The sequence below is a fragment of the Ensifer sp. 22460 genome (assembly GCF_052044935.1).
In the GTDB taxonomy this organism is placed as follows: domain Bacteria; phylum Pseudomonadota; class Alphaproteobacteria; order Rhizobiales; family Rhizobiaceae; genus Ensifer.
Window position 1 is genome coordinate 13,243 of record NZ_JBQENZ010000004.1, and the last position, 21,794, is coordinate 35,036.

Genomic DNA, 21,794 nt, shown 5'->3' on the forward strand with positions numbered 1-21,794 from the left:
ATTTGCCGGCCTACTCCACGTGGACAAGCGAATCGATCATTATTGTGGCGGCACGGGCTTTTCCCTTGCCAATGTGACATAGAAAACATAAAAGCGTCACAAGGAGAAAGTGTTGACGGGATAGAACAGTCGACCGGGCAGCCGGAGCTTCTCCAAAGCTTGGCGCCAGGGAGTGGTCGAACCGGATCAACCGGTTAAACGCATCGCACTTCCGCGGTCGCAAGGTGTTCATCCGCCGTCGCTGCATTTCCTCCTCGTACACTGGATCGCAAATTTCCGGCGGTGGCCGGAGTTCTTGATGGTGATTTTTCACCAACGCCCGCAAGCGGGCGAATTCATCGGGTCTTCATGAGACCTTGGACATTGGCATTCTTGTTTGGTCATTGATGTTGACTCAGCAGTATCGGTCAGAAGTAGAGCGGCCCCGGGACACAGGTGTTCCGGCTGTCGTCTGGCTGCTGCACCATCGCCTGCACCAAACAGGAACTTTCATATCCGGCGCACCTTCCGACGTGTTTGGCAGTCTTCCCAAGGAAGCAGGTCTGTCTCCCGTTCCGCTGGTGCGCCGAGGAGCACAGCTTAGATGGCAGAGAAAATGCTTATCGATGCGTCTCACTCCGAGGAGACGCGCGTCGTTGTCGTACGCGGAAACCGCATAGAAGAGTTCGACTTCGAGTCGGAACATAAGAAGCAAATCCGCGGCAATATCTATCTGGCGAAGGTCACCAGAGTGGAGCCTTCGCTGCAGGCCGCCTTCGTCGACTACGGCGGTAACCGCCACGGATTTCTGGCCTTTGCCGAAATTCACCCCGACTACTACCAGATTCCGCTTGCCGACCGTCAGGCACTGCTGAAGGCCGAAGCCGAAGAAGCGCGACGCGACGACGACATCGAACATGTCGAAACCGCCCCGGCGCCGGCGAGCGAACTTTCCGTTCCCGTCGACCTCGAGGTCGTAGCGGAGACCGAAGTCGAGGCGCAGCCGGCAGAAGCCGTCGCCGCCGAACCGGTGGTCGAAGAGGAAGTGCCGGCCGAAAAGCCCAAGGCAAAGCCGAAGCGCACCCGCAAGACCAAGGCCAAGGCTGCGGAAGAAGCGGCTGCCGCTTCCGTCGATGGCGACGAAAGCAACGGCGGCGAAATGGCCGCGATGGTCGATACCGACGCGATCTCCGAAGACGTCGACAGCCGCCGTCGCCATGACGACGACGACGATGATGACGACAGCCACGATGGCGAAAAGGAAATCATCGAATCCGTCGGCGCCGAAGACGCCATGGAAGAGGTTCCGGATCGCCAGGTCCGCAAGCCGCGCAAGCAGTACCGCATTCAGGAAGTCATCAAGCGTCGCCAGATCCTGCTCGTCCAGGTTGCCAAGGAAGAGCGCGGCAATAAGGGCGCGGCGCTGACGACCTACCTGTCGCTGGCCGGCCGCTACTCTGTCCTGATGCCGAACACGGCACGCGGCGGCGGCATCTCCCGCAAGATCACCAACCTGCAGGACCGCAAGCGCCTGAAGGAAATCGCGCGCGGCCTCGAAGTGCCGCAGGGCATGGGCGTCATCCTGCGTACCGCGGGTGCGAATCGCACCAAGGTCGAGATCAAGCGCGACTTCGAATACCTGATGCGCCTGTGGGAAAACGTCCGCACGCTGACGCTGAACTCCACGGCCCCCTGCCTCGTCTATGAGGAAGGCAGCCTGATCAAGCGCTCGATCCGCGATCTCTACAACAAGGATATCGGCGAGATCATCGTTTCCGGCGAGGAAGGTTACAAGGAAGCCAAGGGCTTCATGAAGATGCTGATGCCGAGCCACGCCAAGGTGGTTCAGCCCTATCGCGACGTGCATCCGATCTTCTCGCGCTCCGGTATCGAAGCGCAGCTCGACCGCATGCTGCAGCCGCAGGTGACGTTGAAGTCCGGTGGCTACATCATCATCAATCAGACCGAAGCGCTGGTTTCGATCGACGTCAACTCCGGCCGTTCGACGCGCGAGCACTCGATCGAAGACACGGCGCTGCAGACGAACCTGGAGGCTGCCGAAGAAGTGGCGCGCCAGCTGCGCCTGCGCGACCTTGCCGGCCTCGTCGTCATCGACTTCATCGACATGGAAGAAAAGCGCAACAACCGCGCCGTCGAGAAGAAGCTGAAGGACTGCCTGAAGAACGATCGCGCCCGCATCCAGGTCGGCCGCATCTCGCATTTCGGCCTGCTCGAAATGTCGCGTCAGCGCATTCGCGCCTCGGTGCTCGAATCGACGATGCAGACGTGCCCGCACTGCAACGGCACGGGTCATGTTCGCTCGCAGTCCTCCGTCGCCCTGCACGTGCTGCGCGGCGTCGAGGAACATCTGCTGAAGAACACCACGCACGACATTACCGTGCGCACCATCCCGGATATCGCGCTCTACCTGCTCAACCAGAAGCGCGGCACGATCATGGACTACGAAGCCCGCTTCGGCGTCTCGATCATCATCGAGGCTGACGCCCATGTCGGCGCGCAGCACTTCGCGATCGATCGCGGCGAACCGGTCGAAAACCCGGTCAAGATCGAGCAGCTCCTGCACTTCCAGCCGGAGCCGGAAGAAGAAGAAGAAGACGTCGTGATCGAAGAGGATCTCGACGAAGAAGAAGCCGAAATAGTCGTCAGCGAGCCGCGCCAGGAGCAGCCGAAGGCTGCCCAATCCTCCGACGACCAGAGTGGACGCAAGCGCAAGCGCCGTCGCCGCCGTCGCGGCAAGGGTGGCCAGCAGGCCGAAGGTGCCGTCGGCCAGGCGTCCGAAGCGGCAGGCGATGTCGATGACGACGCCGACGAAGGTGATGCGGACGACGAGGGTGTCGATGCCGAAGCCACAACCGCTGACGGCGAGCAGAAGCGCAAGCGTCGCCGCCGCGGCAAGCGCGGTGGCCGCCGCAATCGTCCGGAGGGCGAAGGTGAAGGCGAAGGCCAGATCGAGGCCGATGCCGAAGGTGACGACGCCGACGAGCCCGAAGCCGTAGACGAGCCGGCCGTTGCCGCAGAGATCGAAGTAGCCGTCGCCGTCGAGGAAACCGCGGCAGTCGTCGCGGAAGCCGAGGCTGTCGAGGCCAAGCCGGCCAAGCCGAAGCGGACCCGCAAGAAGGCGGTAAAGGCCGAAGAACCGGTCGCAACCGTCGATGAAGTCGCTCAGGCGGTTATCGAAGACCAGCCGGCAGGCGTCGATGTCGCCGCCGAGGCGGTGGAAGAGGCTGCGGCCGACCTCGCGGAAACCAAGCCGGCACGCGCGAACCGCGACCTTTCGAAGATCGCCTCGGAGCCTGTCGTGACCTCGAGCTCTCCGAAGGCCGAAGGCGAAGAAGAAGACCCGACCAAGCCCAAGAAGGGCGGCTGGTGGCAGCGCCGCGGCTTCTTCTAAGAAGAAGCTTCTGGTCCCGGCTCGAAGCCGAACCGGGATCCTGACGCCGAAGCGTTGGACGCGAAAGATCATAAATAGAAAGGCCCGGATCGCTCCGGGCCTTTTCTTTTACGGGTGATCGTCACAGCAGACGGGGCGTCTTCGCTCCCCTGCCCATTCTGCCGGGCAATCAGGCAAGCCAGCGCGCTATCCGCTCCATTGCCTCGACCATGTCAGCCTCCGCGCCGGCATAGGAAAAGCGCATGGTGCGATGCCCTTCCAACGGATCGAAGTCGAAACCCGGCGTTGCCGCGACATTGATCTCGGCGAGCATCCGCCGGGCAAAGGCCATGCTGTCATTGGTAAAGCGGCTGACATCCGCATAGGCATAGAAGGCACCGTCCATCGGCGAAGCGATCGAGAAGCCGATCTCCGGTAGGCGCTTCAGCAGCATGTCCCGATTGACCGCATAGGCAGCCTTGTAGCGGTCGAGTTCCTCATGCGCGTCGAGCGCCGCTTCCGCGGCGATCTGCGACAGTTCCGGCGGCGAAATGTATAGGCTCTGGGCGATGCGCTCGAAGCCCCGCACCTTATCGGCCGGCAACACCATCCAACCGATGCGCCAGCCGGTCATGCAGTAATATTTCGAGAAGGAGTTGATGACGATCACTTCGTCGGTAACCTCCAGCGCGCTCGCCTCCTCGCCGGCAAAGGTCAGCCCGTGATAGATCTCGTCCGAAATGAACGCGATCTTTTCCGCGCGGCAATAGTCGGCCAGCGCTTTGAGGCCGGCCCGCCCCGTCACGGTGCCGGTCGGGTTCGCCGGGCTTGCCAGCAATACGCCCTTCAGCGGCCGGCCGACCTTTGCAGCGGCCCGCTTCAGGCTCTCCGGCGTCAGCGTGAAGCCGGTCTCGGCATTGGCCTCGACCTCGACTACTGTCAGGCCGAGAGCGGCGAGGATGTTGCGGTAGGCCGGATAGCCGGGCCGCGCGATGGCGACGCAGTCGCCAGGATCAAACAGCGCAAGGAAGGCGAGATTGAAGCCGGCGGACGATCCCGTGGTGACTGCCACCCGCTGCGGATCGAGCGCGATACCGTGGCGCTTCCCGTAGTGGCGGGCGATCGCGGTTCGCAGCGACAAAGTGCCGAGTGCGTCGGTATAGCCAAGGCGCCCATGTTGGAGTGCGTTGCGCGCAGCTTCGAGAGCCGCCTGCGGCGCCGGGTGGGCAGGCTGCCCGACGGCCATAGAGATCACCGGGTGGCCGGCATCACGGCGGCGGGTCGCCTCCGCCAGCACATCCATCGCGTGAAAAGGTTCGACGGCGCTGCGTTTTGACAAGTCTACCAACGGAAAATCCTCGATAAGCGGCTGTTCTCCAGCCCCTTTGCCCGATGAAATTGACCTTCACAAGTCCGCGAGTGCCGTATTTCCGCCGATTTTGCCGTTTCGTTTCCGCGGCACCCACCCTATGCTGCCAGCATATTGCGGATACGAGGATTCCTGTTGTCTTTCAGAACTGCCGGTTGACGTGACGACGGGGGATGAACGACACACAGGACACGCAAGGACAACGAGGTAGAAATGAATTTCAGCACCAAGATGATTGCCGCCGGGACGCTCGCAGCGCTCGTGGCCGGGGTCAGCCTGCCGCAAAGCGCGTTTGCGCTCGACGCGAAGCAGAAGCAAGAGATCGGCGCCTTCATCAAGGAGTACCTGATCGCCAATCCGGAGATCATGCTTGAAGTCCAGGAGGCGCTGACGACGAAGCAGCGCGCCAAACAGCAGGAAGCTGCCGAGAGCGCGATCACCGAGAACAAGAAGGCAATCTTCAGCTCCGACTATGACATGGTCCTTGGCAATCCCAAGGGCGACGTCACCATCGTCGAGTTCTATGACTACAATTGCGGCTATTGCAAACGCGCCCTCTCCGACATGGATGACATCCTCGCCAAGGACAAGAACGTCCGTTTCGTGCTAAAGGAACTGCCGATCCTCGGCCCAGACTCGCTTGCCGCCCATAAGGTGAGCGCCGCCTTCCGCCTGGTCGCTCCGGAAAAGTACGGCGACTTCCATCGTGCGCTTCTCGGCGGCGAAGAGCGCGCCACGGAAGAGACCGCAATTGCGGTTGCCGCAAAGCTTGGCGTCTCGGAGAAGGACCTGCGCGCCAAGATGGAAAAGGAGCCGCATGATGCGGCCGTGCGCGAGGCCTATGGGCTTGCCAACGACCTCGGCATCACCGGCACACCGTCCTATGTCATCGGCAACGAAGCCGTCTTCGGGGCCGTCGGCGCCGAAGAGATCGAGGGCAAGGTCTCCAATATGCGCGAATGCGGCAAGACGGCCTGCTGACAAACCTTCCCATGACTGTGGACAAATCCCGCGGGGGCCCAAAGGGCTTTTCCTCGCGGGACCATCAGTCTATAGGTAACCCTCCATCACCGGACCGGAATCCCTTATGCCATCGACCATTTTCGTGCTGAACGGCCCCAACCTAAATGCGCTGGGCAAGCGCGAACCGGGTATTTATGGCGGCCAGACGCTCGCCGATATCGAGGCCATGTGCAAGGCGGAGGGCAAGACGCTCGGTTTCGAGGTCGATTTCCGCCAATCGAACCATGAGGGCACGCTGGTCGACTGGCTGCATGAAGCCGGCAGCGTCGCCGCCGGCGTGGCGATCAATCCGGCGGCCTACGGCCACACGTCGATCGCACTTCACGACGCCATCCGCGCCATCGGCATTCCAGTCGTCGAACTCCACCTCTCGAACATCCATGCGCGCGAGGAATTCCGTCACAAGTCGATGATCGCGCCGGCTGTCAAAGGTGTCATCTGCGGCTTCGGTGCCCAGAGTTACATTCTTGCGCTGCATGCGCTAAAGAACCTGACACATCCGTCGAAATAAAAAGAACACAAGAGGCTCATATTCCATGGCTGACAAGAAACCAGGTATCGACCAGGCGCTGATCCGCGATCTCGCCAACATTCTCAAGGACACCGATCTGACCGAGATCGAAGTCGAGCAGGACGACTTGCGCATTCGCGTCTCGCGCAACGGCACGCCGGTTGCAATGCCGATGGCCATGCCGCAGATGCCGGCCTACCAGTTCCCTGCCGCAGCCGCAGCGGTTGCCCCGGCAAACGCTGTCGCCGCTCCCGCCGCCGAGAGCGCCCGCGCATCAAAGAACGCCGTGACCGCACCGATGGTCGGCACCGCCTATCTGTCTCCGGCACCGGGCGCCCGCCCCTTCGTTGAAGTCGGCGCCACCGTCAAGGAAGGCCAGACGATCCTGATCATCGAAGCCATGAAGACGATGAACCAGATCCCGGCTCCGCGCTCGGGCAAGGTCACCGAGATCTTCGTCCAGGACGCAGCCCCCGTCGAATATGGCGAACCGCTGATCGTAATCGAATAAGGCGGCGCGGCGATGATCTCGAAAATTCTCATTGCCAATCGCGGCGAAATCGCCCTTCGCGTGCTCCGGGCCTGCAAGGAGCTCGGCATTGCTACGGTTGCCGTTCATTCCACGGCCGACGCCGACGCCATGCATGTGCGCCTCGCCGACGAGAGCGTCTGCATCGGCCCGCCGCCTTCGCGCGATAGCTATCTGAACATTCACCAGATCGTCGCTGCCTGCGAAATCACCGGCGCCGATGCCGTGCACCCGGGCTACGGCTTCCTGTCAGAAAACGCCAAGTTCGCCGAAATCCTGGAAGCGCACGACATCACCTTCATCGGCCCGACGGCGGAGCACATCCGCATCATGGGTGACAAGATCACCGCCAAGAAGACGGCGCAGGAGCTTGGCATCCCGGTCGTTCCGGGTTCCGATGGCGAAGTGAAGCCGGAAAACGCGCTTGAAGTCGCCCGCAAGATCGGCTTCCCCGTGCTGATCAAGGCAACCGCCGGCGGCGGTGGCCGCGGCATGAAGGTCGCTCGCTCCGAGGCTGACCTCGAAGAAGCCGTCTCGACTGCCCGCGCCGAAGCGCTTGCTGCCTTCGGCAACGACGCCGTCTATATGGAAAAGTACCTCGGCAAGCCGCGCCACATCGAGATCCAGATCGTTGGCGATGGTGCCGGCAACGCGGTGCACCTCGGCGAACGCGATTGCTCGCTGCAGCGTCGTCACCAGAAGGTTTGGGAAGAAGCAAACTCCCCAGCCCTCAACGTCGACCAGCGCATGAAGATCGGCCAGGTCTGCGCCGACGCGATGAAGAAGCTGAAGTACCGCGGCGCCGGCACGATCGAGTTCCTCTACGAAAACGGCGAGTTCTATTTCATCGAAATGAACACCCGTCTTCAGGTCGAGCATCCGATCACCGAAGCGATCACCGGCATCGACCTCGTGCACGAGCAGATCCGCGTCGCCTCCGGCGGCGGCCTCTCGGTCAAGCAGGAAGATATCGTGTTCTCCGGACACGCCATCGAATGCCGCATCAACGCCGAGGATCCGCGCACCTTCGTCCCCTCCCCGGGCACGATCACGCATTTCCATGCTCCGGGCGGTCTTGGCGTACGTGTCGATTCGGGCGCCTATCAGGGCTACCGTATCCCGCCGTACTACGACAGCCTGATCGGCAAGCTGATCGTGCACGGGCGTACCCGCGTCGAATGCATGATGCGTCTGCGCCGTGTGCTTGATGAATTTGTCATCGATGGCATCAAGACCACGCTTCCGTTGTTCCAGGACCTGATCAATAATCAGGATATTGCCAACGGCGACTACGATATCCATTGGCTGGAAAAGCATCTGGCCGCCACGTCCGAGTAAGGACCGTACATTGAAAGGGACGCGCAGCAAGCAGCCCGACATTACACCGGACATGCTGCTGCGCGCCTATTCGATCGGCCTGTTCCCTATGGCCGATTCGGCCGATGACCCCGAGCTTTTCTGGGTCGAGCCCGAAATTCGCGGCGTTATCCCGCTCACGGACTTTCACGTCTCCCGCAGCCTCGCCAAGACGATCCGCCGAAAACCCTTCGACATCCGCTTCAACACCGCCTTCGAAGCAGTGATGGAAGGCTGCGCCGCCCCGGCCCCTGACCGCCCGACGACCTGGATCAACAACAAGATCCGCACCCTCTACGCAACGCTGCACACGATGGGTTACGCCCACAGCGTCGAGGCCTGGGAGGACGACCTGTTGGTCGGCGGCCTCTACGGTGTCTCGCTCGGCTCGGCATTTTTCGGCGAAAGCATGTTTTCAAGGCGCACCGACGCCTCAAAGATCTGCCTTGTGCATCTGGTGCAGCGCCTGCGTGCCCGAGGCTTTGAGCTGCTGGACACCCAATTCACGACCGAGCATCTGAAATCTTTCGGTGCGGTCGATGTGCCGAAGGCCGAGTACGAGATCATGCTCGGCAACGCGATGAACTCGCCAGACCTTTCCTTCTAGAGCGTCTTCCCGCTTCCAGTGATTCCACTTGAGAGCGGGATGCTCTGGATACTCTTCGTTGGATATCTCCACCTGGAGATGTACTTCGCTCACATGTTCATCCACAGTTCAACCGTTTTCGAGGGCACATGGATGAACAAGTTTATATTGGCATTGTCGGTTTTCATGGCTTCCAGCGCCATTGCGGAAGCAAAGACATATCGCGAGATGTTCGGCAGCGAACCGAACCTGTCGCCTGAGTACTCGGCCATCGTCGGGTCGCTTGATTTCAAGCAGGGCAAGGTCTCGCTGCCCGCAGCCCAGGCGCAGCTCGATATTCCAGCGGAGTTCTATTTCCTGGATCCTGCCGACACAAAGAAGGTCCTTGTCGACCTGTGGGGCAATCCTCCGGGCTCTGCCGAGGGTCATCTCGGCATGGTGTTTCCCGCCAAGTATGCGCCTGACGCCGACAAAGCCTGGGGATCGGTCATCGATTACCTGAAGGACGGGTACGTCTCGGATGCGGATGCGCTGACCACCGATTTTACCGAACTGCTGGCACAGCTGAAGGAAGCGTCTGCCGAAAACAACATCGAGCGCGAGAAGCAGGGCTACGATCCAATAACGCTGGTCGGCTGGGCCTCCCCTCCCCATTACGATCTGGCAACGCACACGATGCATTGGGCACGCGACCTGATCTTCGGCAAGGATCCGAACGCGCCCCACACCCTGAACTACTCTGTTCGCATCCTCAGCAGAGAAGGCGTGCTGCAGATGAACTTCGTTTCGGGGCTGGAGCAGCTCGACGAAATCAAGTCGGGACTGCCGGGTGTTACAGGCATGGTGCAGTTCGACGCCGGGCAGGCTTACGCAGACTTTAAGGAGGGCGATGCCGTCGCGGCCTATGGCATGGCGGGCCTTATTGCCGCCGGCGCCGGCGCCAAGGTCGCTGCCAAGGCCGGCTTGCTTGCCGTCGCGCTGGCCTTTCTGAAAAAGGGCGGCGTGCTGGTCGTGATTGCAGGTGCTGCGGCTATGCGTTTCTTCAAGGGCCTGTTGGGCCGCAAGGAACCGCCAAGCGCATAGCGCCAAGGTGATGAGGTACATCGATTACGGGTTAGGCTGCCGCTCTTATGTCCGGCAGCCTCAGCGAATTACTGCTTCGCCGCGGTATCCGGTGGCGGCAGATCGGACGTCGCCTTGCAGGACTGCAGCCAGACGTCATAGACCGGATGCTCCACAGCGTTCAGGCCCGGGCTATCGGCAAACATCCAGCCTGTAAAGATGCGGCGGATCTTGCGGTCGAGCGTGATCTCCTCGACCTCGACAAAGGTCGTGATCTTTTGCGCTTCGGTATCATCGCGGCTGTAGCAGACGCGCGGCGTCACCTGGAGGGCGCCGAACTGGACCGTCTCGCCAATATAGACGTCGAAGGTGGTGATGCGGCCGGTGATCTTGTCGATGCCGGAGAAGACAGCGACGGCATTGGAGAGGCGCGCCGCGTCAACGGCTCCCGCCGAGGCGATCAGCGGCAAACCGGCAAGCAGGGACAAGCCCAACCGCCGTGCTCCTTGGCCGATTGCTTTGCGCAGATCAGAACCTGCCATTGTCGCCTGTCTCCCGCGTGCCCTGTTCATCGTCGATGGATTTCAGGCGCTAACCATCAATTGTGGCCGCGCCGTGATCGAGGAACCTATTCCGCGGCCCGTCGTCGTCTCTGAGAACAGATTATTCAGGAGCCAGGCGTCCAGGCGTCGTAGTCGCCGGTCACGCGCGGACGCTTGCCGGTGGCTGCAATCGAGCCCTGCGGGCGGTAGGCGCTGGCCGTACCGGTCGGGTTCGCGCGATGCGGCTTCTGCCATTCGCGCGGCGTGTATTTCTCATCGGCCGGCGAGACGTCGGTCCGGTGATGCATCCAGCCGTGCCAGCCGGCCGGAATGGCGGAGGCTTCGGCATAGCCATTGTAGATCACCCAGCGGCGGGTGCGGCCTTCTGAGTCCTTGCCGCCCTGATAGTAGACATTGCCGAGTTCGTCTTGACCGACCCGTTGACCATGGCGCCAGGTGTGAAAGCGCGTTCCGATCGTCTGTTCGTTCCACCAGGTGAAAATCTGCAGCAGGAGCTTCATGGATGCCGTCCTTGACCGGCCGTTGGGAAGGCGGCCAGATACCAAAACTATGTTCCCGCTTATGCCCCGCCGCTCATGGCTTGTCCAGTGATTCCGAGGCAAAGGCCGTCATTTCAACGGCATGAGGAAGCCGAAGTGACTGCGCGTGAAGCCGAGCCGCTCGTAGAAACGGTGCGCGTCGGTGCGCACAGCATTGGACGTCAGCCGGACCTTCTTCGCTCCTCGGTCGCGAGCCTCGGCGATCGCGTGGCGCATCATGCGTTCGCCGATCCCACGGCCACGCATATCCTCGCGCGTCTGAACCGCTTCGACGATCAGGCTCGAGCTGCCGCGACCGGAAAGCGACGTATGCAGCGCCGTCTGAAAGGTACCGACGATCTCCCGGGCAAGAACCGCGACAAAGAGTGTCTGCAGCGACGAGGCTTCGATTTGTTCGAAGGCGGCGACGTAGTCTCCGAAGGCTTCCGGAGCGGTCGTATCGCCATGACCACCGAGCTGATCATCGGCAAAGAGTGCCACGATGGCGGACAGATCTTCGCGCTCGGCCTTGCGGATCAAGAGTTCGGCTATCGCGTCCATGGTTCCCTCGGCTCGCTTCGTTCATCGACGGCGGACCAAGCACTGCAGTGCAAAGGTTTCATGACAGAGCCGCCCCCGATGAAGTTATCCACAGGGAGCTGCCAGGACTTGCACTTAGCCGAGAAGCCGCTTTTCCAGGATGATCGCCGGCAGACCGGATTGCTCGTCACCATGGTTGGCCGTCTCACCGACCTCGGCGAAGCCATGCGTTCGATAGAAGGCAAGCGCGTGCAGGTTCTGCGGCTCGACTTCGACGCGCATGCGCTCGGCATCCGGGAAGCAGGTTTCGAGCTCGGCGAAGATGTCGCGGCCGATGCCCTGCCGCTGGAACTTCGGCAGCACATAGAGCTGATGCAGCACGGCAGTCTTGGCTTGCGTGTCGGACATGGCCGCAAAACCCATGCCGCCGATCTGGCGACCGTCATCTGCGACCAGGAACTCGGCGTTCTTGCGCGCGACCCGCGCTTTCAGCGCCGGCAGCGAATGCCAGCGCTCCGTCAGTTCGTTGACCTTCTCGACGCCATAGAAGGTGTCGTAGGTCGCATGCCACGTCCCGACCAGCAGGGCGCGAACCTTTTCGAGATCACGCTCGCTGGCCGTCCGCACGAAGAACATCGCTTATTCCTCGATGCCGAGTTTGGCCTTCACGAGGGCCTGCACGGCCTGCGGGTTGGCTTTGCCGCCCGTCGCCTTCATCACCTGACCGACGAACCAGCCGGCAAGCGAGGGCTTGGCCTGGACCTTGGCAACCTGATCGGGGTTGGCGGCGATGATCTCGTCGACTGCCTTTTCGATGGCGCCGGTGTCCGTCACCTGCTTCATGCCGCGCGTTTCGACGATCTGGGCCGGGTCGCCACCTTCGTTCCAGATGATCTCGAAGAGGTCCTTGGCGATCTTGCCCGAGATGGTCTCGGCCTTGATGAGATCGATGATGCCGCCGAGCTGAGCCGGGGAAACGGGAGTCTCTTCAATGGCTTTGCCGGCTTTGTTCAAGGCGCCGAGCAGGTCGTTGATGACCCAGTTCGCGGCGATCTTGCCATCGCGTCCTTCGGCTACAGCCTCGAAGTAGTCCGCGATCGACTTTTCGGAAACGAGCACCGAGGCATCGTAGACCGAAAGGCCGAGGTCTCGAACGAACCGGTCCTTCTTGTCGTCGGGCAATTCCGGCAGATCGGCCTTCAACGCTTCAACGAAAGCATCGTCGAACTCCAGCGGCAACAGGTCCGGGTCCGGGAAGTAACGGTAGTCGTGCGCGTCTTCCTTGGAGCGCATCGAACGGGTCTCGCCCTTGTTCGGATCGAACAGGCGGGTTTCCTGATCGATAGAGCCACCATCTTCGAGGATGCCGATCTGGCGGCGCGCCTCGTACTCGATTGCCTGGCCGATGAAGCGGATTGAGTTGACGTTCTTGATCTCGCAACGGGTGCCGAAACCCTCGCCCGGACGGCGCACGGAAACGTTGACGTCGGCGCGCATGGAACCTTCGTCCATGTTGCCGTCGCAGGTGCCGAGGTAGCGCACGATCGAGCGCAGCTTCGTCATATAGGCTTTGGCCTCATCCGACGAACGCATGTCCGGCTTGGAGACGATCTCCATCAGCGCCACGCCCGAACGGTTGAGGTCGACATAGGACATGGACGGATGCTGGTCGTGCATCGACTTGCCGGCATCCTGCTCGAGATGCAGCCGCTCGATGCCGATCTCGACGTCCTCGAACTGGCCCTGGCGATCAGGGCCAACGGAAATCATGATCTTGCCCTCGCCGACGATCGGATCCTTGAACTGGGAGATCTGATAGCCCTGCGGCAGGTCCGGATAGAAATAGTTCTTGCGGTCGAAGATCGAGCGCTTGTTGATCGCGGCCTTGAGGCCGAGACCGGTGCGCACCGCCTGCTTCACGCATTCCTCGTTGATGACGGGCAGCATGCCGGGCATGGCGGCGTCGACCAGCGAAACGTTGGCATTCGGCGCATTGCCGAACTCCGTCGAGGCACCCGAGAACAGCTTCGAATTGGAAAGCACCTGGGCATGGACTTCCATGCCGATGATGACTTCCCAGTCGCCGGTGGCGCCGGGGATGAAGCGTTTCGGATCGGGGGTGCGGACGTCGACAATGCTCATATCATGCTCTTCTTTGAAGCCTGAATTCTTGGTTTCTCGGTAGAACAATTGGTTCGCCGGTGCAAGTTGTTCGGCAGCATGCGGCCGCATCTCCGGACAGCCGCGCGTTGGGAGCGCCACTTAACCACCGCTTAGTACACTTGCTCCAAGATTTGTCGATGTCCACCGCCACCGCACTCGCATTGTACGCAGCCTACATCAACATCTTAAGCTTCGGGCTGTTCTGGTTTGACAAACGGGCGGCGCGCGCGGGTCGTTGGCGCATCAGCGAACAGACGCTGCTGACGATTGCTTTTCTCGGCGGAAGTCCGGGGGCGATCGCCGCCCGGCACATATTTCGCCACAAGACACGCAAGGAACCATTTCGAACCCGGCTGGCGCTCATCATCGTTTTCCAGGTGGTAGCCGCGGTGATCGGCACCCTGGCGTTGCAGGGGCACCTTGACGCGCTCGCGAACGTCTTCTAGGAAAGCACCGTCTTTCTGGAGTTTTGATGTTCTCGTATTCGCCTGAGTCCCGGTAAGGGCCCGTCCCCGCAATCTTCCTTTGATTGCGCGCACGGGCCGGAAACGTCACCCCGCTTTCCCAGTGATTTGCGGAACGTTTTCCTGCGTTCTTCCGAACGCTTTTCCGGAACATTCAGACAATGGACATCTCGCGTGCAGAACAGCGCATTCTTCATCATTTGGCCCAGGGCGGCCGCATCGAAATCATCCGCGAAAGCAAGGCGATCACCGAGATCCGCTGCTTCACCCGTGACGGCTGGGTCTACCCCGGCTTCGACCTGGAGCTCTTCCGCAAACTGAAGCGCAAGAAGGCGATATCGTCTTCCGGCGGAAATCCCTATCGCATCACGGAACGCGGTTTGCAGCTCGTGCGCTCCGAATTCAACAACCGCTGAGCGGCTGAAACGGCGATAACGGACATCGAACGATGTCTGGTATCGCCGGCGCTTCACGCAAGGTGAAGCGACGAGAAGCCTCACCTTGCATCAATACCGGAAGCTGCGCATTTCCGGGTGGCAGCCGTGCACGGATATGCGCAGGGTCGGCGGTTCTAGTCTTGCTCGGTGAGGACTTTGCTCAGACCGATAAACTCGACATCACTGTCGAGTTGCGGGGCGTAGGCGGTGGAAAGCCAACTCACGCCGTAGCCGCGGTTGCGGAAGAAGGTCACGGCTCGGTCGTTGCGCGCATGGGTCTTGGTAGTGGCGACATCGAACCCGTCCGCAACGATGCGACGCTCGATCTCGCCGAGCAGCAAAGCGCCAAGGCCCCTGCCCTGGACCGCCGGCTCGATCCACACGTCGGATATCGCGTTGTCGAAGTCCTCTCGCGCCACCCAACCGCGAATGCCGCCTTCGGCTTCGATCAGTAAAACAGACAACCAGTGATCGGAAAGAAAACGGAAAAACGAGGCTTCTGCCACACGCCGCATTCTCTCACCATCGGCAAGACCGGCAATGGCGGATTGCCAAGCGGCGAGACCGATCGCCGTCAGCCGGTCGACATCGCCGGCGCGGGCATGACGGATGGCGGGCATGACGCGGGCTCCTTTCGCGACAAGAGTGACTGATCGCCTTCAGAAACAGTGGCGGTGCCGGCCCGGCACCGCCATCAAAGCCTTACCACCACTTGGTGGGTGTGAAGCGACCGGCGGCCTGTTCGATGATATGCGCCGTCTTGAACAGCGTCTCTTCCTCAAACGGCTTGCCGATCAGTTGGAGACCAAGCGGCAGACCCTTGTGGTCGAGGCCGCCGGGAACGGCAATGCCGGGAAGACCAGCCATGTTGACCGTTACCGTGAAGATGTCGTTCAGGTACATCTTGACCGGATCGGACGCCAGGTCCTCGTCGGCAATGCCGAAGGCGGAGGACGGCGTGGCAGGCGTCAGGATCGCATCGACACCGGCATGGAAGGCCAGTTCGAAGTCGCGCTTGATCAGCGTGCGGACTTTCTGCGCCTGCAGATAATAGGCGTCGTAATAGCCGGCCGAAAGCACGTAGGTGCCGATCATGATGCGGCGCTTGACCTCCTGGCCGAAACCGGCGGCGCGGGTCTTCTCGTACATGTCGACGATGTCCTTGCCGTCGACGCGCAGGCCGTAGCGCACGCCGTCATAGCGGGCGAGGTTCGAGGAAGCTTCGGCCGGAGCGACGATGTAATAGGCCGGCAGCGCATACTTCGTGTGCGGCAGGGTGATGTCGACGATCTCGGCGCCGGCGTCCTTCAGCCAGGCAATGCCCTGCTGCCAGAGCGCCTCGATCTCCTCGGGCATGCCGTCGACGCGGTATTCCCGGGGAATGCCGATCTTCATGCCCTTGACCGACTTGCCGATGGAAGCTTCGTAATCCGGCACCGGCAGATCGACCGAGGTCGTATCCTTGGTGTCGACGCTTGCCATCGACTTCAAGAGGATCGCGGCATCGCGCACGTCACGGGCGATCGGGCCGGCCTGATCGAGCGACGAGGCGAAGGCGACGACGCCCCAGCGCGAGCAGCGGCCATAGGTCGGCTTGATGCCGACGGTGCCGGTAAAGGCGGCCGGCTGGCGGATGGAACCGCCAGTATCGGTCGCCGTGGCACCGGCGCAGAGATGCGCAGCGACGGCTGCAGCCGAACCGCCGGACGAGCCGCCCGGAACGAGGTCGAGATTGGAGCCCTTGGCGCGCCACGGGTTCTTCACGGCACCGTAGTAGGAGGTCTCGTTCGACGAGCCCATGGCGAATTCGTCCATGTTCAGCTTGCCGAGCATGACGGCGCCGTCGTTCCAGAGGTTCTGGGTCACGGTCGATTCGTAACGCGGCGCAAAACCGTCGAGGATATGGCTGCAGGCCTGCGTGTGCACGCCCTCGGTGCCGAAGAGATCCTTGATGCCGAGCGGGATGCCTTCGAGCGCACCGGCCTTGCCGGCGGCGATACGCGCGTCCGAGGCCTTCGCCATCTCGCGCGCCTTGTCCGGCGTTACGGCGATGTAGGCATTGATCGCCTCATTGGCGGCATCGATCGCGCCGATATAGGCATCCGTCAGTTCGACGGCGGTGATTTCCTTGGCGGCGAGTTTCGCGCGGGCTTCGGCAATCGTGAGGCTGATAAGGTCGGTCATGATGAAATCGGGCTTTCGCAATCGGGAACGTCGGGGCGGCAGGGGGTCTGGTTACTCGACCACCTTCGGAACGAGGAAGAAATTGCGATCGGAATTCGGCGCATTGGCAACGATATCGTCGGCCTTGTTGCCGTCCGACACGATGTCCGTCCGCTTCTTCATCTCCATCGGCGTGACCGAGGTCATCGGCTCGACGCCATCGACATTAACTTCGGAGAGCTGTTCGACAAAACCTAGGATGCCATTGAGCTCGCCCATCATCCGCTCGGCTTCCTCTTCGCTGACGGCGATACGGGCAAGGCGCGCAACGCGCTTCACGGTGGCAAGGTCTACGGACATGATCGTCTCCGGTAACTGGAACTTCCCCCGCTATAATGGCGCACGGCGAGCCACGCAACGGGGGAATTGCCGGAGTACCGGACCTCTCGTCAAAGGCCCGGCGCAACATCAGACCTCGACGACGCCGCCAACGTACGGCGTCTCCACCTTGGTGGATGCGCTTTCCATGCCGGCAACGAAGGTCTCGGGCGTCTGGTCGATGATCGGGAACGATCCGTAGTGGCAGGGAATCGCCGTTGAGAACTTGAAAAAGCGCTGGCAGGCGAGTGCCGCCACCGCGCCGCCCATGGTGAAACGGTCGCCGATCGGCACGATGCCGATCTCCGGCTGGTGCAATTCGTTGATCAGCGCCATGTCGGAAAAGATATCCGTGTCGCCCATGTGGTAGAGCGTCGGCTCATCCTCGAAATGCAGTACCAACCCATTGGCATTGCCAAGCGAATGGGAAACGCCGTCCTCGGTGAGTTGCGCCGAGGAATGGAGCGCGTTGACGAAGGTCGTTGAAAACGCACCGAGGTTGATCGTGCCGCCGGTATTTCCCATTTCGAGCGCCTTGACGCCATGCCGCCCGAGCCAGGTAGCGAGATCGGCATTGGCGACCACGGTCGCACCGGTCTCCTTGGCGATCGCAATCGTATCGCCGACGTGGTCGCCGTGACCATGGGTCAGGAGGATGTGGGTGAGCCCGGCGGTCGCGTCCCTGCGATCTTCGTCCCGGAAGGCGGGGTTGCCGGTGAAGAAGGGGTCGATGAGGATTTTGGACTTTGCCGTTTCGATGTGAAAGGCGGCATGACCGAGCCATTTGATCTTCATGACGATCTCCCTGATGATTTGCGTGTCGGAACAGCATATGGAACAGACAGCCCTCCGCGCAAAGATCGAATCGATACCGACATGGCAATTCTCACCATCGAACAGCTGGCATCCCAGCTTCAACAGAACCAGGCGATCGCCGGGCTCGACCTTGGCACCAAGACGATCGGTCTTTCGGTCTCCGATCTCGGTCGCCGTTTCGCGACACCCCGCGAGGTGATCCGCCGGGTCAAGTTCGGGGTGGACGCGGAAGCCCTGTTGTCAGTGGCAGGAAAGGAAAAGATCGCAGCCTTCGTCATCGGCCTGCCCGTCAACATGGACGGCAGCGAGGGACCGCGTTGTCAGGCGACCCGCGCCTTCGTGCGCAATATGGAGCAAAAGACGCCACTGCCTTTCATCTTCTGGGATGAAAGGCTTTCGACCGTTGCGGCCGAGCGCGTGCTGATCGAGATGGATGTGTCGCGACGGAAGCGGGCCGAACGCATCGATTCGGCCGCCGCCTCCTTCATTCTTCAGGGCGCGCTCGACAGGCTGGCTTCGCTCGCGAGGGACGGCCTTTCGGACTGAGCTACGCCGGCACCGAAACGACGGCGATACCAGGCTGCGATCTCACGGCGCTTGCGAAAGCCGATAATGGCAAAAACCACAAAACTATCGAAGACGATCGCACGGGCGACGAGCGGCGGGATCGTCTCTGGCGGAATGCCGAGGACATTGCCGTAGACCTGGAACACGAGATCATGGGTCTGCCGCGTCAGCATGAAGAAGCCGAAGCTCATGTCGTAATAGGAGAGACCATACCACGACGTGAGGAACATGACCGGGCAGGCCCAAAGGATTAGAAACCACTTCATGCGGCTCCCCTTTCCGAGATGCGGCGGTAGACTAGCGGATATATGGCGCGGTCTGCCAGCAACAAGGCAAGCAGGGCCACCGTTGGGACCGCAATATCCAGCGCCAGTCCGGCGAAAAACATCATCATGATGATCAAAAGACCAGCTCTCACCGAACCGCTCCATTCCGGATCTGTTGAAATTCCTGGTCAATTTCGCCCCTACAGGCAAGGCGTGCAACGTAAACCATTTGTTAAGGTTAATTTTCACAAGCTAGGTTTTCTTGCGCTCACGCTTGCGGTTGCGCCCGATCATTCACCACAAAGCTGCAAGCCCATTCCGGTCTCTGCAAAATTCGGGTAGCGGTATCCCTCCCCCTCGCAGGTCCTCCTCCATGACCGTCGTCTTTGAAAGCATCCTTCCGATCTTCCTGCTGGTTCTGCTCGGCGTCTGGCTCAAACGCTCGACATTCGTCGACCAGAGCCTTTGGCTCGGGCTCGAGCAGTTCGGCTACTTCATCCTGTTCCCTGCACTGCTGTTCTCGACGCTTGCCCAGGCAGACTTTGCCGGGTTGAAAGCCGACGCGACGGCCATCGCGACAATCGGCAGCGTCAGCCTGATGTCGGCCTTCGTGCTGCTCCTCTGGCCAGTGCTGCGAGACCGGCACGTGTCCGGCGCCTCGTTCACCTCAGTCTTCCAGACGGCAACACGCTGGAACGGCTTCATGGCGCTGGCAATTGCGCAGAAGCTTTACGGCCCAATCGGCCTGACGCTGACCGCGCTGGTGATGACGCTCGTGATCATCCCCATCAATCTCTACAATATCGGCGTGCTGGTCTGGTTCGGCGGGGGCAATCGTGACTTCAGGCGCTTCTTCGCAAAGATCGCCACCAATCCGCTGATCGTCGCCTCGGTGCTCGGCATTCTCGTCAACCTGGTCGGACTGAAGATCTACGGCCCCGTGATGACCACGATCGAGATGCTGGCAAGCGCCTCGCTCAGCCTCGGGCTGGTGATGGTCGGGGCAGGTTTGCGCGCTTCCGATGCGCTGAAGCCGAGCGCGACGGCGCTGCTCGCGGTCTTCCTCAAGTTGATCGTCATGCCGGTCTTCATGGTGAGCGCGAGCTATCTGCTCGGCATTCGGGGGGACGCCCTGCTGGTCATCGCGCTTGGCGCGGCCGTGCCGACGGCGATGAACGGCTATCTGCTCGCCAAGCAGATGGATGGCGACGCCGAACTCTATGCGGCGGTCGCAACCGTCCAGACGGTCGTCTCGTTCTTCACGATACCACTCGTCCTCTACCTGACGGCATACGCCGCAGAGGGCTGACGTCTTACGCCGCAGGGGGATAGAGAAGATCGAGAATGTAGGCGGAATCGAAGCGCGAATCGAGCATGCCGTAGGTCGAGCGCCATCCGGCAGCCAGGCGCGATTCGAGGAAAGCGTCGGCGATGCGGCCGGCACCGAGACGGTAGAGTTCTGCTGCTGCGGCGGCGAGCGCCAATTGCTCGACCAGCATGCGCGCAGCACCCTCGTCCCGTTCGCAGAGCGACATGGCGGCGCGCAACACGTCGATCGTCTTGCGGCCGGCTGGTCCGAGATCGCGCGCCAAAACGACGAAGAGCTGCTCGAAGAGGTCCTTGCCCTTGGCGAGTACGCGCAGCACGTCCAGCGCCATGACGTTGCCGGACCCTTCCCAGATAGCGTTGACAGGTGCTTCGCGGTAATGGCGCGCCAGCGCGCGCTCTTCCACATAGCCGTTGCCGCCAAGGCACTCCATCGCCTCGTAAATCAGTGCCGGGGCGATCTTGCAGGCCCAGTACTTGGCAACAGGCGTCATGATCCGCGCATAGGCCGCGTCTTCAGGGCTGTTGCGGGCCTTGTCGAACGCTTCAGCCAGACGGAACGAAAGGGCGCTTGCCGCCGCCACATCGAGCGCCATGTCGGCAAGCACGCGCGTCATCATCGGCTGGCTCACGAGCGGCTTGCCGAAGACCTTGCGGCCGCGGGTGTGGTGCACGGCTTCGGCAAGCGAGGCACGCATCATGCCTGCGGATGCCAACGCGCAGTCGAGGCGCGTCAGCGTGACCATGTCGAGGATCGTCCGGATGCCGGCGTCCGGAGCGCCGAGGATGAAACCGAACGTGTCGGAGAACTCGACCTCCGACGAAGCGTTGGAGCGGTTGCCGAGCTTGTCCTTCAACCGCTGGAAGCGCAGGCCGTTGGCGCTGCCGTCTTCCAGAAGACGCGGCACGAGGAAACAGGCAAGGCCCTCGCGGGTCTGCGCCAGCATGACGAAGGCGTCGCTCATCGGTGCCGACATGAACCACTTGTGGCCATTCAACCGATAGATGCCCTCGCCTACACGCTCGGCCGTCGAGGTATTGGCGCGGACATCGGTACCGCCCTGCTTCTCGGTCATGCCCATACCGACGGTGACGGCCGACTTCTGCATCCAGGGACGGTTCGTCGAGTCGTATTTGCGCGACAGGATCTTCGGCGCCCATTCCTTCTGCACCGCCGGAGACGCGGTGATCGCGGCAAGCGACGCGCTCGTCATCGTCAGCGGGCAGAGATGGCCGCATTCCAGCTGCGCCGTCAGATAGAAGCGGATGGCGCGTGTCTTGTGCGACTGGTTGCGCTCGTCAGCCAGGTTTTCCCAGGCCGACGCATGGAGGCCCGACGACATTGAGCGGCGCATCAGCGCATGCCAGGCCGGGTGGAACTCGACGACATCGAGACGCTCGCCGCGCGGACCATGCGTCTTCAGCTTCGGCGGACCTTCATTCGCCATGCGCGCCAGTTCCTGCGCTTCTGGCGAGGTGACGTAACGGCCGAGCACATCGAATTCGTCGCGCAGCGTCTTGCTCATCGACGAGGTGATATCCACCACGAGCGGATCGGAGCGATAGGCGTTGACACCGGACCAGGGCTTGGGCTGGTTCAGCTCGGCGAGTTTCTGTTCAGTCCGGTTCATCTGATTCATGGGCCGGTTCTAGCGCAAGTTTCTCGACCACGGAACGGGGCGCGAAAAAGATAGGATGGCCGTTGCAAGTTTTCTGCGGACGGTGACGCCCAAGCCTTGCCGTACCGGGGGCCAAGTCTTATAGAGCGACCACATTTCCAGAGCGCA

Annotated in this window: 24 protein-coding genes; 12 read left to right on the top strand and 12 right to left on the bottom strand. The window is 61.5% G+C overall.

Annotation, left to right across the window (positions count from 1 at the left end; translation table 11 throughout):
* Window positions 1–583: 583 nt before the first annotated feature.
* Window positions 584–3,391, top strand: a complete 2,808-nt coding sequence (locus tag ACTJKM_RS05950) for an Rne/Rng family ribonuclease (protein WP_440660036.1) — start codon at window positions 584–586, stop codon at window positions 3,389–3,391.
* Between the two features lie 169 nt (window positions 3,392–3,560).
* Here ACTJKM_RS05950 and ACTJKM_RS05955 read toward each other — a convergent pair whose 3' ends face one another.
* A complete protein-coding gene (locus ACTJKM_RS05955; protein ID WP_110878287.1) occupies window positions 3,561–4,718 on the bottom strand; it encodes a pyridoxal phosphate-dependent aminotransferase in 1,158 nt (385 codons plus the stop codon).
* A 234-nt stretch (window positions 4,719–4,952) separates the two neighbouring features.
* Between ACTJKM_RS05955 and ACTJKM_RS05960 the strand changes: the two genes are divergently transcribed.
* From ACTJKM_RS05960 to ACTJKM_RS05985, 6 genes are all read left to right on the top strand, one after another.
* Entirely contained in the window at window positions 4,953–5,720 is a 768-nt protein-coding gene (locus ACTJKM_RS05960) for a DsbA family protein (protein WP_058329331.1), read from the top strand.
* Between the two features lie 106 nt (window positions 5,721–5,826).
* On the top strand, window positions 5,827–6,273 hold the full coding sequence (gene aroQ / locus ACTJKM_RS05965) for a type II 3-dehydroquinate dehydratase (RefSeq protein ID WP_058321467.1): 447 nt from the start codon (window positions 5,827–5,829) through the stop codon (window positions 6,271–6,273).
* 25 nt (window positions 6,274–6,298) lie between these two features.
* On the top strand, window positions 6,299–6,784 hold the full coding sequence (gene accB / locus ACTJKM_RS05970; RefSeq protein ID WP_057252266.1) for an acetyl-CoA carboxylase biotin carboxyl carrier protein: 486 nt from the start codon (window positions 6,299–6,301) through the stop codon (window positions 6,782–6,784).
* 12 nt (window positions 6,785–6,796) lie between these two features.
* A complete protein-coding gene (gene accC / locus ACTJKM_RS05975; RefSeq protein ID WP_057252267.1) occupies window positions 6,797–8,140 on the top strand; it encodes an acetyl-CoA carboxylase biotin carboxylase subunit in 1,344 nt (447 codons plus the stop codon).
* Window positions 8,141–8,150: 10 nt separating this feature from the next.
* Window positions 8,151–8,765, top strand: coding sequence for a leucyl/phenylalanyl-tRNA--protein transferase (gene aat / locus ACTJKM_RS05980; protein ID WP_057252268.1), 615 nt, complete (start codon window positions 8,151–8,153; stop codon window positions 8,763–8,765).
* Between the two features lie 132 nt (window positions 8,766–8,897).
* Window positions 8,898–9,827, top strand: coding sequence for a DUF2167 domain-containing protein (locus ACTJKM_RS05985; RefSeq protein WP_057252861.1), 930 nt, complete (start codon window positions 8,898–8,900; stop codon window positions 9,825–9,827).
* 68 nt (window positions 9,828–9,895) lie between these two features.
* On the opposite strand, the gene ACTJKM_RS05990 is transcribed toward ACTJKM_RS05985, so the two are convergent.
* From ACTJKM_RS05990 to gatB, 5 genes are all read right to left on the bottom strand, one after another.
* On the bottom strand, window positions 9,896–10,348 hold the full coding sequence (locus tag ACTJKM_RS05990; protein ID WP_057252269.1) for a DUF2155 domain-containing protein: 453 nt from the start codon (window positions 10,346–10,348) through the stop codon (window positions 9,896–9,898).
* Between the two features lie 125 nt (window positions 10,349–10,473).
* Window positions 10,474–10,869, bottom strand: a complete 396-nt coding sequence (locus tag ACTJKM_RS05995; protein WP_057252270.1) for an NADH:ubiquinone oxidoreductase subunit NDUFA12 — start codon at window positions 10,867–10,869, stop codon at window positions 10,474–10,476.
* Between the two features lie 108 nt (window positions 10,870–10,977).
* Window positions 10,978–11,448 (bottom strand): GNAT family N-acetyltransferase, encoded by a 471-nt coding sequence (locus ACTJKM_RS06000; RefSeq protein WP_093232281.1) that lies wholly within the window; start codon window positions 11,446–11,448, stop codon window positions 10,978–10,980.
* Window positions 11,449–11,562: 114 nt separating this feature from the next.
* Window positions 11,563–12,063: a GNAT family N-acetyltransferase gene (locus ACTJKM_RS06005; protein ID WP_058329332.1), complete on the bottom strand. Its 501-nt coding sequence runs from the start codon at window positions 12,061–12,063 to the stop codon at window positions 11,563–11,565.
* Window positions 12,064–12,066: 3 nt separating this feature from the next.
* A complete protein-coding gene (gene gatB, locus ACTJKM_RS06010; RefSeq protein WP_058321533.1) occupies window positions 12,067–13,569 on the bottom strand; it encodes an Asp-tRNA(Asn)/Glu-tRNA(Gln) amidotransferase subunit GatB in 1,503 nt (500 codons plus the stop codon).
* 152 nt (window positions 13,570–13,721) lie between these two features.
* Here gatB and ACTJKM_RS06015 point away from each other — a divergent pair, with 152 nt between their 5' ends.
* The gene (locus ACTJKM_RS06015) at window positions 13,722–14,036 is read left to right on the top strand and encodes a DUF1294 domain-containing protein (protein WP_440660037.1); all 315 of its coding nucleotides are present in this window, start codon (window positions 13,722–13,724) and stop codon (window positions 14,034–14,036) included.
* Between the two features lie 179 nt (window positions 14,037–14,215).
* Window positions 14,216–14,470 (top strand): YjhX family toxin, encoded by a 255-nt coding sequence (locus ACTJKM_RS06020; RefSeq protein ID WP_057252273.1) that lies wholly within the window; start codon window positions 14,216–14,218, stop codon window positions 14,468–14,470.
* 155 nt (window positions 14,471–14,625) lie between these two features.
* On the opposite strand, the gene ACTJKM_RS06025 is transcribed toward ACTJKM_RS06020, so the two are convergent.
* The 4 genes from ACTJKM_RS06025 to ACTJKM_RS06040 form a co-directional block, all read right to left on the bottom strand.
* Window positions 14,626–15,111, bottom strand: coding sequence for a GNAT family N-acetyltransferase (locus ACTJKM_RS06025; RefSeq protein ID WP_058329334.1), 486 nt, complete (start codon window positions 15,109–15,111; stop codon window positions 14,626–14,628).
* A gap of 82 nt (window positions 15,112–15,193) precedes the next feature.
* The gene (gene gatA / locus ACTJKM_RS06030; RefSeq protein ID WP_057252275.1) at window positions 15,194–16,675 is read right to left on the bottom strand and encodes an Asp-tRNA(Asn)/Glu-tRNA(Gln) amidotransferase subunit GatA; all 1,482 of its coding nucleotides are present in this window, start codon (window positions 16,673–16,675) and stop codon (window positions 15,194–15,196) included.
* Between the two features lie 51 nt (window positions 16,676–16,726).
* Window positions 16,727–17,014, bottom strand: a complete 288-nt coding sequence (gatC, locus tag ACTJKM_RS06035; RefSeq protein ID WP_057252276.1) for an Asp-tRNA(Asn)/Glu-tRNA(Gln) amidotransferase subunit GatC — start codon at window positions 17,012–17,014, stop codon at window positions 16,727–16,729.
* A gap of 108 nt (window positions 17,015–17,122) precedes the next feature.
* Entirely contained in the window at window positions 17,123–17,827 is a 705-nt protein-coding gene (locus ACTJKM_RS06040; RefSeq protein ID WP_058329335.1) for a metal-dependent hydrolase, read from the bottom strand.
* Window positions 17,828–17,908: 81 nt separating this feature from the next.
* On the opposite strand from ACTJKM_RS06040, the gene ruvX reads away from it, so the two are divergent.
* Window positions 17,909–18,394, top strand: coding sequence for a Holliday junction resolvase RuvX (gene ruvX, locus ACTJKM_RS06045; RefSeq protein ID WP_058329336.1), 486 nt, complete (start codon window positions 17,909–17,911; stop codon window positions 18,392–18,394).
* Here ruvX and ACTJKM_RS06050 read toward each other — a convergent pair.
* Entirely contained in the window at window positions 18,340–18,681 is a 342-nt protein-coding gene (locus tag ACTJKM_RS06050) for a DUF6105 family protein (RefSeq protein ID WP_058321475.1), read from the bottom strand. The two genes, ruvX and ACTJKM_RS06050, sit on opposite strands and share 55 nt — an antisense overlap.
* A gap of 126 nt (window positions 18,682–18,807) precedes the next feature.
* On the opposite strand from ACTJKM_RS06050, the gene ACTJKM_RS06055 reads away from it, so the two are divergent.
* Together ACTJKM_RS06055 and ACTJKM_RS06060 are read left to right on the top strand one after the other, a co-directional pair.
* Entirely contained in the window at window positions 18,808–19,023 is a 216-nt protein-coding gene (locus ACTJKM_RS06055) for a hypothetical protein (protein WP_156433040.1), read from the top strand.
* 31 nt (window positions 19,024–19,054) lie between these two features.
* Window positions 19,055–19,990: an AEC family transporter gene (locus tag ACTJKM_RS06060; protein WP_058321476.1), complete on the top strand. Its 936-nt coding sequence runs from the start codon at window positions 19,055–19,057 to the stop codon at window positions 19,988–19,990.
* 4 nt (window positions 19,991–19,994) lie between these two features.
* On the opposite strand, the gene ACTJKM_RS06065 is transcribed toward ACTJKM_RS06060, so the two are convergent.
* Entirely contained in the window at window positions 19,995–21,647 is a 1,653-nt protein-coding gene (locus ACTJKM_RS06065) for an acyl-CoA dehydrogenase family protein (RefSeq protein WP_057252281.1), read from the bottom strand.
* Window positions 21,648–21,794 lie beyond the last annotated feature (147 nt).

What these genes read in the sequence shown, in the direction of transcription:
- ACTJKM_RS05950 (WP_440660036.1), top strand. Translation starts at nt 584, where the DNA reads ATGGCAGAGAAAATGCTTATCGATGCGTCTCACTCCGAGGAGACGCGC.
- ACTJKM_RS05960 (WP_058329331.1), top strand. Translation starts at nt 4,953, where the DNA reads ATGAATTTCAGCACCAAGATGATTGCCGCCGGGACGCTCGCAGCGCTC.
- aroQ (WP_058321467.1), top strand. Translation starts at nt 5,827, where the DNA reads ATGCCATCGACCATTTTCGTGCTGAACGGCCCCAACCTAAATGCGCTG.
- accB (WP_057252266.1), top strand. Translation starts at nt 6,299, where the DNA reads ATGGCTGACAAGAAACCAGGTATCGACCAGGCGCTGATCCGCGATCTC.
- accC (WP_057252267.1), top strand. Translation starts at nt 6,797, where the DNA reads ATGATCTCGAAAATTCTCATTGCCAATCGCGGCGAAATCGCCCTTCGC.
- ACTJKM_RS05985 (WP_057252861.1), top strand. Translation starts at nt 8,898, where the DNA reads ATGAACAAGTTTATATTGGCATTGTCGGTTTTCATGGCTTCCAGCGCC.
- ACTJKM_RS05990 (WP_057252269.1), bottom strand. Translation starts at nt 10,348, where the DNA reads ATGGCAGGTTCTGATCTGCGCAAAGCAATCGGCCAAGGAGCACGGCGG.
- ACTJKM_RS05995 (WP_057252270.1), bottom strand. Translation starts at nt 10,869, where the DNA reads ATGAAGCTCCTGCTGCAGATTTTCACCTGGTGGAACGAACAGACGATC.
- ACTJKM_RS06000 (WP_093232281.1), bottom strand. Translation starts at nt 11,448, where the DNA reads ATGGACGCGATAGCCGAACTCTTGATCCGCAAGGCCGAGCGCGAAGAT.
- ACTJKM_RS06005 (WP_058329332.1), bottom strand. Translation starts at nt 12,063, where the DNA reads ATGTTCTTCGTGCGGACGGCCAGCGAGCGTGATCTCGAAAAGGTTCGC.
- gatB (WP_058321533.1), bottom strand. Translation starts at nt 13,569, where the DNA reads ATGAGCATTGTCGACGTCCGCACCCCCGATCCGAAACGCTTCATCCCC.
- ACTJKM_RS06020 (WP_057252273.1), top strand. Translation starts at nt 14,216, where the DNA reads ATGGACATCTCGCGTGCAGAACAGCGCATTCTTCATCATTTGGCCCAG.
- ACTJKM_RS06025 (WP_058329334.1), bottom strand. Translation starts at nt 15,111, where the DNA reads ATGCCCGCCATCCGTCATGCCCGCGCCGGCGATGTCGACCGGCTGACG.
- gatA (WP_057252275.1), bottom strand. Translation starts at nt 16,675, where the DNA reads ATGACCGACCTTATCAGCCTCACGATTGCCGAAGCCCGCGCGAAACTC.
- gatC (WP_057252276.1), bottom strand. Translation starts at nt 17,014, where the DNA reads ATGTCCGTAGACCTTGCCACCGTGAAGCGCGTTGCGCGCCTTGCCCGT.
- ACTJKM_RS06040 (WP_058329335.1), bottom strand. Translation starts at nt 17,827, where the DNA reads ATGAAGATCAAATGGCTCGGTCATGCCGCCTTTCACATCGAAACGGCA.
- ruvX (WP_058329336.1), top strand. Translation starts at nt 17,909, where the DNA reads ATGGCAATTCTCACCATCGAACAGCTGGCATCCCAGCTTCAACAGAAC.
- ACTJKM_RS06050 (WP_058321475.1), bottom strand. Translation starts at nt 18,681, where the DNA reads ATGAAGTGGTTTCTAATCCTTTGGGCCTGCCCGGTCATGTTCCTCACG.
- ACTJKM_RS06055 (WP_156433040.1), top strand. Translation starts at nt 18,808, where the DNA reads ATGATGATCAAAAGACCAGCTCTCACCGAACCGCTCCATTCCGGATCT.
- ACTJKM_RS06060 (WP_058321476.1), top strand. Translation starts at nt 19,055, where the DNA reads ATGACCGTCGTCTTTGAAAGCATCCTTCCGATCTTCCTGCTGGTTCTG.
- ACTJKM_RS06065 (WP_057252281.1), bottom strand. Translation starts at nt 21,647, where the DNA reads ATGAATCAGATGAACCGGACTGAACAGAAACTCGCCGAGCTGAACCAG.